The organism is Mesorhizobium sp. M7A.F.Ca.US.014.04.1.1, assembly GCF_003998745.1.
In the GTDB taxonomy this organism is placed as follows: domain Bacteria; phylum Pseudomonadota; class Alphaproteobacteria; order Rhizobiales; family Rhizobiaceae; genus Mesorhizobium; species Mesorhizobium ciceri.
The window spans coordinates 1-3247 of the sequence record NZ_RZRW01000616.1 but is presented as its reverse complement, the minus strand read 5'-3'; the positions used below and the strand labels follow the sequence as shown (position 1 = coordinate 3247).

Sequence of the window (3247 nt, the reverse complement as noted above, 5' to 3'; positions counted from 1 at the left end):
CAGCTCGAATTGACGGGCAGGCAGGTCGGCCTGCAGGTCAACGCCGACCTCAGCGGCATGAGCATCTCGCTGAGGTAGCCGTTAGCTCCTCAGGCCCGGCGCTTCCTGCCCCGTCCGCTCGACATATTCCGTATAGCCGCCGCCATAGGTGTGGATGCCTTCGGGCGTCAGTTCCAGCACGCGGTTGGAAAGCGCCGCCAGAAAATGCCGGTCGTGCGAGACGAACAGCATGGTGCCCTCATACTGCGAAAGTGCCGTGATCAGCATCTCCTTGGTGGCGATGTCGAGATGGTTGGTCGGCTCGTCCAGCACCAAAAGGTTGGGCGGGTCGAACAGCATCAGCGCCATCACCAGCCGCGCCTTCTCGCCGCCTGACAGCACACGGCATTTCTTCTCGATCTCGTCGCCGGAAAAGCCGAAGCAGCCTGCGAGTGCCCGCAGCGGCGCCTGGCCGGCCTGGGGGAACGCGTCTTCCAGTGTCTGGAACACAGTGCGCTCGCCTTCCAGCACCTCCATGGCGTGCTGGGCGAAATATCCCATCTTGACACTTGGGCCCCGCGCGACCGTGCCGGTATCGGGCTCGGAAGCGCCGGCGACCAGCTTCAGAAGCGTCGATTTGCCGGCGCCGTTGACGCCCATGATGCACCAGCGCTCGCGGCGGCGGACCTGGAAATCGAGCCCCTCATAGATGCTGCGGCTGCCATAGCCCTTGTGGACGTTCTTCAGCGTGACGACATCCTCACCGCAGCGCGGCGCCGGCAGGAAATCGAAGGACACGGTCTGGCGGCGCTTCGGCGGCTCGACGCGGTCGATCTTGTCCAGCTTCTTCACCCGGCTCTGCACCTGCGCGGCATGCGAGGCGCGCGCCTTGAAGCGCTCGATGAAGGCGATCTCCTTGGCCAGCATCGCCTGCTGGCGCTCGAACTGAGCCTGCTGCTGCTTATCGGCGATCGCCCGCTGCTGCTGGTAGAATTCGTAGTTTCCGGAATAGGCGGTCAGCGAACCGGCGTCGATCTCGACCACCTTGTTGACGATGCGGTTCATGAACTCGCGGTCGTGCGAGGTCATCAGCAGCGCGCCATCATAGTTCTTCAGGAAGGATTCCAGCCAGATCAGGCTCTCCAGGTCGAGATGGTTCGACGGCTCGTCGAGCAGCATGGCGTCGGGCCGCATCAACAGGATGCGGGCCAGCGCCACGCGCATCTTCCAGCCGCCGGACAGCTTTCCGACATCGCCGTCCATCATCTCCTGCGAAAAGCCGAGACCGTCCAGCACTTCGCGGGCGCGGCCATCCAGCGCATAACCGTCGAGTTCCTCGAAGCGGTGCTGCGCCTCGCCATATTTTTCGATGATCTCGTCCATCTGGTCGGCCTGCTCGGGATCGGCCATGGCCGCCTCGAGGGCCGCCATTTCGGCCGCGACTTCGCTGACCGGCCCGGCGCCGTTCATCACTTCGGCGACAGCGCTGTGGCCTTCCATGTCGCCGACATCCTGGCTGAAATAGCCGATGGTGACGCCGCGATCGACCTGCACCTGGCCTTCGTCTGGCTGCTCCTGGCCGGTGATCATGCGAAACAGCGTCGTCTTGCCGGCGCCGTTCGGCCCGACGAGGCCGACCTTCTCGCCCTTCTGCAGGGACGCCGACGCTTCGATGAAGACAAGCTGACGGCCGTTCTGCTTGCTGATGCTTTCAAGTCTGATCATGCGGTGTCCGGGGAATTTTGCTTGCGTGAAACGATTTGCCCGGCGCCTTACGCGAAGGATAGCCGCAAAGGAAGAGGCGCAAGCGCCGCACACCGCCGATCTCCCCCTCGTGGGGGAGATTGGCAGCTTCACCGCCAGACACACTCCAGAAACAAGATTCAACATCCGGGAAAAACTCGCGAAAACATCGCCTGTCATAACCACCCTCGCGGCGGTCACGCGGCCTGCGGCACAACGCGAAGAAATGGTCCCGAAACATGCAACGACGTTCGACCGGATGGATGGCTGCCCTGACAGGCATTTCGCTCGCCGTGCTTGCGGTCGCACAGTCGGATGCGGCGGTCACCCGGAGCGAATATTGCAGCCGGCTCGGTCTTCAACTCGACGGAGCCATCCAGACCAAAGCCAAACCCGGTGCCAGCGCGAGCCAGATCGCCGAGGCAACGGCACTCCAGGACAAGGCGAACCGGTTCTGTGCCGAGCGCAAGCAGGCGCAAGGCATCCGGACCTATGCCAATGCCCTGAAACTTCTTGGCGTGACACCGGTCGACCTGGACCAGTGACAGCAACCATCCATCCCTGAAAGACAGGCCGCCACTCTCGGATAGCGACGGCGGTTCTTCCAGCGCATAGCACCGCTGAAATTGCTGCCGGCTACTTCTCGCCCAGATACTGGAAGACGGCCTGCTTCCACCAATCGCTTTCGATGGTCTGCAGGAGGGCGACATCGAGAGACTTGCGCAACGGGCTGCCGAGCGGCAGCGCAATGGCATATTGCTGCTGGTCGAACGTCGCATCGAGAACCTGCAGGCTTGTCGCGTAATTCTGCCCGACCAGCCAGCCAAGCAGCGGCTTGTCGTGCACCAGCGCGTCGATCTTGCCGGCGCGAAGCGCGTTGAGGCCTTGCTGGATCGAGGCAAAGTCCTGATGACGGATCTGGGTCGAATCCAGATAGGACGCCGTCGACGAGCTCTGCACCGCGCCGACCCTGACCGCGGCGAGATCGCTTTCGCCCTGCACCATGCCTTCCATCTGCGTCACCGTCAGCACCGATGTGACACCCGCAGTGAACACCGCGATCGCAATGATCGATCCCATCATCCAGAGCGCGGCCAGCACGCGCCCCGGCACGGTTCGCGGGCCGAAATCACCGGTGCTGGCCTGCGTCGCGGCGATGGTCGACCACCACATGCTGGAAAACAGTCCCTTGGCGACGCCGCCGCCGAAATCGTCATTGTGCCGGCGTTCGAACATCCAGATGAGGACGCCGACCACCACCGATATGATGACCAGCGCCAGAACCGCCTGCAGGAAGCCGAACGACGTCAGGGCATGCAGCACCGGCCGCCATGACGGCTGGTTGTTGAGCGGCGTTGCGATGCCGAGCCCGGTCGTGAAGAAGGGCTGCGTGAAGTCGACGGCCTTTTCGCGGTCGGCCGTGACCGTGATCGCGGCCATCGCCGCATCGAATCTGCCGCTGACGACGCCATCGATCTGGTCCTGCACGGCAGGCACTTCGACATAGTGGAAGCGCAGGTTGAGC

3 protein-coding genes are annotated in these 3247 nt (G+C 63.4%); 1 reads left to right on the top strand and 2 read right to left on the bottom strand.

All coding sequences use genetic code 11. The annotated features are described in order from the left end of the window. Positions 1-81: 81 nt before the first annotated feature. Positions 82-1704 carry an ABC-F family ATP-binding cassette domain-containing protein gene (locus EOA22_RS28665; protein ID WP_013530640.1) on the bottom strand — a complete coding sequence of 541 codons (1623 nt, stop codon included), beginning with the start codon at positions 1702-1704 and terminating at the stop codon, positions 82-84. Between the two features lie 281 nt (positions 1705-1985). Between EOA22_RS28665 and EOA22_RS28660 the strand changes: the two genes are divergently transcribed. Beyond that, a complete protein-coding gene (locus EOA22_RS28660; protein ID WP_082826505.1) occupies positions 1986-2267 on the top strand; it encodes a hypothetical protein in 282 nt (93 codons plus the stop codon). A 91-nt stretch (positions 2268-2358) separates the two neighbouring features. Here EOA22_RS28660 and EOA22_RS28655 read toward each other — a convergent pair. Continuing rightward, a partial coding sequence (locus EOA22_RS28655; RefSeq protein WP_127390397.1) for a transporter substrate-binding domain-containing protein occupies positions 2359-3247 on the bottom strand: 889 nt, incomplete at its 5' end.

What these genes read in the sequence shown, in the direction of transcription:
- EOA22_RS28660 (WP_082826505.1), top strand. Translation starts at nt 1,986, where the DNA reads ATGGCTGCCCTGACAGGCATTTCGCTCGCCGTGCTTGCGGTCGCACAG.
- EOA22_RS28665 (WP_013530640.1), bottom strand. Translation starts at nt 1,704, where the DNA reads ATGATCAGACTTGAAAGCATCAGCAAGCAGAACGGCCGTCAGCTTGTC.